General features: G+C 50.9%; 6 protein-coding genes. 1 reads left to right on the top strand and 5 read right to left on the bottom strand.

The window, feature by feature from the left end; genetic code table 11:
* Nucleotides 1-15: 15 nt before the first annotated feature.
* The 5 genes from ACKFKH_RS27850 to ACKFKH_RS27830 all read right to left on the bottom strand — a co-directional run bounded on the left by ACKFKH_RS27850 (nt 16) and on the right by ACKFKH_RS27830 (nt 6,068).
* On the bottom strand, nt 16-2,067 hold the full coding sequence (locus tag ACKFKH_RS27850; RefSeq protein ID WP_446861613.1) for a tetratricopeptide repeat protein: 2,052 nt from the start codon (nt 2,065-2,067) through the stop codon (nt 16-18).
* A 95-nt stretch (nt 2,068-2,162) separates the two neighbouring features.
* The gene (locus ACKFKH_RS27845; protein WP_446861612.1) at nt 2,163-2,651 is read right to left on the bottom strand and encodes a hypothetical protein; all 489 of its coding nucleotides are present in this window, start codon (nt 2,649-2,651) and stop codon (nt 2,163-2,165) included.
* Nucleotides 2,652-2,939: 288 nt separating this feature from the next.
* A complete protein-coding gene (locus ACKFKH_RS27840) occupies nt 2,940-3,527 on the bottom strand; it encodes a Uma2 family endonuclease (protein WP_446861611.1) in 588 nt (195 codons plus the stop codon).
* A 180-nt stretch (nt 3,528-3,707) separates the two neighbouring features.
* Nucleotides 3,708-5,315: a C39 family peptidase gene (locus ACKFKH_RS27835; RefSeq protein WP_446861610.1), complete on the bottom strand. Its 1,608-nt coding sequence runs from the start codon at nt 5,313-5,315 to the stop codon at nt 3,708-3,710.
* Between the two features lie 318 nt (nt 5,316-5,633).
* A complete protein-coding gene (locus tag ACKFKH_RS27830) occupies nt 5,634-6,068 on the bottom strand; it encodes a peroxiredoxin (RefSeq protein ID WP_446861609.1) in 435 nt (144 codons plus the stop codon).
* Between the two features lie 115 nt (nt 6,069-6,183).
* Here ACKFKH_RS27830 and psb32 point away from each other — a divergent pair, with 115 nt between their 5' ends.
* Nucleotides 6,184-6,870 (top strand): photosystem II repair protein Psb32, encoded by a 687-nt coding sequence (gene psb32, locus ACKFKH_RS27825; protein WP_446861608.1) that lies wholly within the window; start codon nt 6,184-6,186, stop codon nt 6,868-6,870.
* Nucleotides 6,871-7,167 lie beyond the last annotated feature (297 nt).

Raw genomic sequence — 7,167 nt, 5'->3', positions numbered from 1 at the left:
AGACCGATTTCCCCTCTAACTTTTCACCTTTGACACAAAACTATTGACATACCCCAGACTGTTGAGGCTGAGTGCTACATCAGGATGCATCGCCCCTAACTGCTGTTCCCGGATTGAGAGTGATCGTGCGAGGAGAGGTTCTGCCTCACTGTAGCGCCCCTGCGAATTGTAGAGGGATGCCAGATTGTTGAGGCTTTGTGCCACATCACGATGCATCGCCCCCAACTGCTGTTCCCGAATTGAGAGTGATCGTGCGAGGAGAGGTTCTGCCTCACTGTAGCGCCCTTGCGAATGGTAGAGTAATGCCAGACTGTTGAGGCTAGTTGCCACATCAAGATGCATCGCCCCCAACTGCTGTTCCCGAATTGAGAGTGATCGCGCGAGGAGAGGTTCTGCCTCACTGTAGCGCTCTTGCAAATTGTAGAGTCCTGCCAGATTGTTGAGGCTTTGTGCCACATCACGATGCATCGCCCCCAACTGCTGTTCCCAAATTGAGAGCGATCGCACATGAAGCGGTTCTGCCTCGCTGTAGCGCCCTTGCGAACCGTAGAGTCCTGCCAGATTGTTGAGGCCAAGTGCTACATCAGGATGCATCGCCCCCAACTGCTGTTCCCAAATTGAGAGCGATCGCACATAGAGCAGTTCTGCCTCGCTGTAGCGCCCTTGCGAATCGTAGAGTCCTGCCAGATTGTTGAGGCCGCGTGCTACATCAGGATGCATCGCCCCCAACTGCTGTTCTTGAATCGAGAGCGATCTTATGTAAAGCGGTTCTGCCTCACTGTAGCGTCCTTGCGATTTGTACAGTACTGCCAGATTGCTGAGGCTAGTTGCCACATCAAGATGCATCGCCCCCAACTGCTGTTCCCGAATTGAGAGTGATCGCGCGAGGAGAGGTTCTGCCTCACTGTAGCGCCCTTGTGCGTAGTAGAGTTCTGCTATCCAATTCAGACAAGTTGCTAAATCTAGCACTTGCCCTGGTCTTGTTAAGAGTCCGATCGCTGCTTGCAAATGAGCAATCATCACTGTCGATTCCTTGATTAGCGATCGCTCTGGCTTATCCCTAACTCTTTCTGCCTCAGCAATCACAACCTCATAAAACTTCCGCTCTAATTCCTCCGCATCTGTTCGCTGCTCTCGCTTTGCTGCAAAAAATTCCCGCAACAATTGATGCAGTTGATACATCCCTTGATCCACACGCTTTAGCAGATTCGCACCCAAAAGCGCCTCGTCTCGAATTTCCTCCAACTCTTCAGCATCCACATCGGGCAAACACTGTTCTACCATCGTCCACGGAATTTCCGCCAATGCAAACAGACTCAACACTGCTGCCAATTGCTGCGCCGACTCCTCCAAATCCTGCCAACTCAACTCAAACGCCGCAGCAACCCCCAACGATGCCGTCATTCCCGGTTCCGCTTGCTGAAACGCTCTTGCCTCCAGTCGTTTATCCTGTAATCGTTGCCACAAAAGCTCGATCGACACATCCTGTTTCTTCGCCAAATACCGCCCGACAAGCTCCAATCCCAGGGGCAAGTAGCCCAACCACTCACAAATCTGCTTTGCGGTCGCTAAATCTTGATCAACCCGTGAATCTTCAACGATCGCCCGCAACAACTCCAGCGATTGTTCTTCCGACAGCACCTTGATTTCGTAATTTTGGACGGGTTTTCCGAAGCGCGATCGCGTCGTCATCAACACCTTGAACTGCGATCGCTGTGGCGGCAAGAACGGTTTGACATCCTCATACGCCTGCACATCATCCAGCACAATCAGCGTTTCTTTTTGCTCCCACTTTCGCCAACACCAGGCTACCTTTTGGGCTAACTCCAGATCGTCTGGGATTGAGAAATTGAAGCGCGATCGGGCAAACAACACAATTTGCAACCCGACATCCTCTCGCGCTCTCAGCCAGCAGATGCCCCCCAGATAAGTCTTCGACTCCAGATGCTTGAGCGCATACTGCAACGCTAATTCTGTCTTGCCAATGCCGCCCATCCCGGCGATCGATGAAATGGCGATCGTCTTTCCAGCATCTCCCTGCTGCAATTGCTCATGCAATGTTGCCAAGTCCGTTTCCCGTCCGACAAACTTCGTCGCGCCGCTGAAAGGTAGGTTGTTTGGGCTAGGCTTCTCCTGATTGCCCTTACTTGAATCAGGAGGCGTTACTTTTTTGCGAGTGCTTTAGACCACTTTCTAAACGTCGGGAAATTGGTTTGCCAAAATTTCTCCAAATCCAACTCGCCTTCTGTCGCCAATCCCACAAATGGCGGCATCGCTGACAACACCCACTTCACCTTAATCGCTGCCGAAGTCTCCGGTTGGTTCAACTTGTCCCGCAGTTCCAGCAAAATCGGCATGATTTCCGGCGGATAGTTTTGCTGTATCGCCAATCGATCGACCGATTCGACAATTTCTGCCACGATTACGTTCGCTTCTGGTTCAGTGATCGTGTCCACCCCAGAGCCTGCCAAAATTTGCCAATACTCTTGCTCATATTCACGAATTTTTGGCTTAGTTTCTAGTCGTAGTCGCTGCTCTGCCTGAGTTTTAAACAATCCCGTTGTCAGCGAAGACTCTTGTTCCAGGGAGGCTTGTTGCTCTCGCAGGATTTCTAACTGATTTTCTATGTGGCGCAGGCGATCATTAGACATGAGCGTAGTTTTAGAGGGGAGGCTGTATCTTTTTTAGCAAAGAAGTTCCCTAACCGTCCGGAAGCTCCACAGTTGATTTGCCAGCCGTCTCATTTGAAAGGGGAACGATCGGGGTGAAAGCAGGGCGATCGTTTTCACTTTTTGCTTGATGCTCCAGGCTTTTTGCTCAAATCATCGGGCTAAAAACAGAAAAGTTCCTATTTCAGACAGCACCAGACGCGCTCGGATCTGGAGAGATTGAGTTAGAAGCGCGATCTCTATGAGTTACCCGCGAGGGGTCGCGACAGCTTACTCATCCGTAAATGGATCGACCTGTAGCTCAAATCCTAGAAGGACAGACTCGCCTGAAAGTTTTGTGGGCAGTGAGCGCACTTCTGTCTCCTGTCCCTGGCGATAGAGTTCAACCTGTTGGTCTTGAGGATTGAACAGCCAACCCAAGCGAACCCCACTCGCCAAATATTCCTGCATCTTTTCTTGAAGCGTCGCCAGATCATCCGTGCGAGACCGGAGTTCAATCACAAAATCGGGGGCAATTGGCGGAAACTTTTGGCGCTGTTCTGGTGTGAGGGCTTGCCATCGAGACAACTCTACCCAGGCTGCATCCGGAGAACGATCTCCCCCACTGGGAAGCTTAAACAGCGTCGAAGAGCTAAACACCTTTCCCAGTCGAGTCTGCTTATTCCAGAGATATAGCTCTCCCCCCAAGCCCATTTCTCGGTTTCCGCTGTCTCCTCCAACTGGCGACATAACAATCAAGGCTCCTTTTGCGTTCCGTTCGATCGTCCAGTCAGGATTATGAATACAGAGTTGATAAAATTGCTCATCGCTGAGATGAACGTGCTTAAGATCCAGCTTGAGGGGAAGGGTCAGTTCCATTTTTGCTCCCATCCAGGACAATCTACGGTGAAGGTTTGAGTTGAATGCACGATGCGCTTTGCAAGAAACGGCAACGCTGCCCAACTTTATTGAGATGTTCCAATCTGCCTAAAAAACCGCTGCACCTGACATTCAAATCCTGGCAAAATTGGGGAAGCGATCGTTTCTCGATAAAACCGATTACTTAGAAATAAAGTGCGCCCACACCTCACCGTCAGGGCCAGCCGTCTGATCCACATAGCTGTAAGGATAGAGTCGCTTGCGGCCTTCGGTATTCGTATAACCAGAAATCGCATCGCCCCACGGATCATTCACGATGTAGCCTTGAGGCGTGTAACCGATCGTCGTAATAATGTGTCCCCCATGCGTAAACAGCCCACACAAGACGACCGGACGACCATTCATCAACTCTTCCTTCACCTCCTGCCACTTATAAGTCGTGCTAAAACGACTCTTAAAGCCATACGCCTCAATCATTTCTACCAAAACGTTGTGATTGGTCTGAGAGCCTTCCCCAGCTTTGTTAAAACACCACTGCAAAAGCTCATCCTCTAGCTGACCGCCGTCTTTAGAGCGCAGTCCGTAGTAGTAGAAAACCATCGCGATCGCCGTCACATTACAGGTTGACCAATAATAGCGAGGGTTGTCACGCTGAGAAAAGTACGGCACATTCATCTCAACCGTTCCCGGAATCGGGTTAAACGCCCGTCCGCCCCGCTTCATCTGCACAAAATCAGGAAACACAAATCCTGTATTGCCAAAATTAGGAACTTCCTCAGTCAGTGTGACTTTAATGTGTCCGCCCTGAATCATGTAGCTCGACACGCCGTAGAAATCGCCCGCGTTGAAACCTGCTCGTTCTTGCGGTTGCAGTTGGGCCGAGTCTACTGGACGCTTTTTGAGAATGGTCGATCGCAATGCCGTCACCGTCAGCGCATTTGGGTCATAAGGAATCACCTTGCCGTCACGCTTGATTTGAGCATATTGCCAGAAGACATATCCCACATCGCCAAAATTAGGCAACGGTTGCGCCAACTTCACTCTAAAGTGTCCGCTCACACAGGCATAGCCCAAAATTTGTAGCGTTTGCCCCTCCACCAGGTTGGCCTTCTCATTTGCCGCCAGCTTTGACGAATCCGCCACTCTCGCCTTGATCAGCGTCGTCGTCGTCACCAACATCTGAGCCGATAGAGGAATATCCGGCACATCATCAATGCCAAACCGCAGCACTTGATTGCCCTTACTCAGTTGCACATCATTTTCGTAGAGATAGCCAAAATCCCCAATGGGCGCGATCGCCGTCGCCAATTCCAGCTTGAGATGTCCATCCAGGTAGCCGTAGCGATTGACTGCAAAAGTTTGCCCCGCTTTGACCAATACCTTCTCAGAGTCCTTGAGCTTGCCTGAGTCAAAAGGAGCGACCTTAAAGAACGTATCGCGCATGACTTTCAGCGTCAGAGCTTGCCCCACGGTCAACGGGTCAGCACTCACCGTAATATAAAAGATTCGATCCTCAACCACCTTGTTGGCAGCGTCAAAGCCTCTCAGTCGCAGCCAGCGCGTTCCTGCCGCCGAAAAACCTCTAGGCATGTTGACCTGCCAGGTTCCTGCGCTCGTCGTCACACTCAACGGAAACTTGTCTTCGGCCGCCACAGTGATTTTGGCGATTCGCCTGGTGTCGTAGCTTCCCTTAAGCGTCAGTGGCTTGTTGACCAAGACTTCTCTCGGCCCGGAGTAGATGGGTGGAGCGGCAACCCCCGCGAGATTTCTGACAGTAGGATCGGTCATGGTAGTTACGGATGGAGGGATGAGGGATGAGGGATGAGGGATGAGGGATGAGGGATGAAGAATTCTACTAACTTAGGGTGTCAAGGGTTCTCGGTTTGTTGATGAATTACGAGGATTGACCACCCAGGTAGAAGCGGCATTTTTGACGATCGAGCGGCGACAGGAACCCCTAATAATTTAGCTCACATACTGAGGGATGATTCTGTTTTTGGGCGATCGCTACTCCAACCACTGCTTCAAAAAAGAAAGCCCCAACTCCAAAAAGGAATCAGGGAAATCAGCAAAAGGTTTGGGTTGGACGGATCTGTCTGGAGCCAGTTAGCCCATGTGAGCCAAGATATCCGTTGCGTGAGTCGCCGTCTGAATCGATTCAAACACCTGCTTGATCTTGCCGGACTCATCAATTACATAGGTTACCCGCTTGGAGTAGCCGCCACCATCGACATCGTAGGCTTTGGTGATTGCCCCATTGGTGTCTGCCAACAGCGGAAACGGCAAGCTGAACTTCTGAGTGAACTGCTGATGAGAGGCTTCATCATCCATGCTCACGCCCAAAACGGTGATGCCTCTGGTCAGGTACTGCGTGTAGTTGTCTCGAAAGCTGCAAGCTTCTTTAGTACATCCCGGTGTATCATCTTTGGGATAAAAATACAGCACGACGGGCTTTCCAGCATAGTCTGACAAGGAAACCGTATTGCCCTGGGTGTCTTTGACGGTGAAATTAGGGGCCGTTGCTCCAACAGATAAAGACATAGTTGACACCTTAGTAATTCAAACTTCCGTTAAAAATTGTAAGGTACTAAGAGAAGTCAAAACTTCTACTCTTTGCAGTATTTGATAAATTACCTTGTCTGAAGGTCGATCGCTTATGACACTCTTTTCTGCTTGCAGACGCTGGATTTTGCCAGTTTTTACGCTAATTCTCACCGCTCAGTTTTGGATGGCTCCCGCTCAAGCGACCAGTCTGTATGAGGTTCCGCCGCTCCCTAGCGATACGAGAGTGATTGATCTAGCTGAGATTTTGAGCCGCCTCAACGAAGGGAAGTTTAACGAATCCCTAAATGCACTGGCCGAGAAAACGGGGCAAGAAGTCCATTTTGTGACGATTCGCCGTCTCGACTATGACGAAACGATCGACACCTTCACCCAAAAACTATTCAAACAGTGGTTTCCGACTCCCGAATCGCAAGCCAATCAGACCCTATTGGTAATCGACAAGCTGACCAACAACAGCGCGATCTACACGGGCGAAAAGGTGAAGGAAGTCATGCCCGATACGATCGCCAACAGCATTGCCCAGGATACGCTACAGGTTCCGCTACGAGAAGGTGAGCGCTACAATCAGGGGTTTTTGGATGCCAACGATCGCTTAGTTGCCGTTCTGTCTGGAGAACCTGATCCGGGCCCGCCTGTGGTCAAAGATACGGTGCAGGTCGAAGGCACGTTTGCCAGCCCAGAAGAAACCAAGGAAAGCAACGCAACGGTTTGGGTAATCGGGCTGTTGATCGCAGCGACGGTGATTCCGATGGTGACGTACTTCTGGTATGTGAAATAGAGGTGTTTTGAGGTTTGGGTTAGAGTCACGATCGACCAAATCTTGATCTTTCTGATCAGACGACGATCGCCCCTGTCAACCGCCCAACCTCAAACCCTCTCTCACCTGAGATCCAAACCTGTTTAACGTGGATTCAACAAACTTCTTCACTTTGGTTGCCGCTCTACAAAGTATTCCTGACCCTGGGCGAGGGGCGGGTCAGCGCCATTCCTGATGGGTGTTTCTGCGGTTCATCATTCTCGGTACCAGGCGGGGCGAGGGGGATAGCGAGGGGTATCCCGGTTCAGGCTCAGCCAC

The sequence above is a fragment of the Phormidesmis sp. 146-20 genome (genome assembly GCF_052939475.1).
The sequence above is the reverse complement of the archived record's forward strand: the minus strand, read 5'-3'. Positions and strand labels throughout refer to the sequence as shown.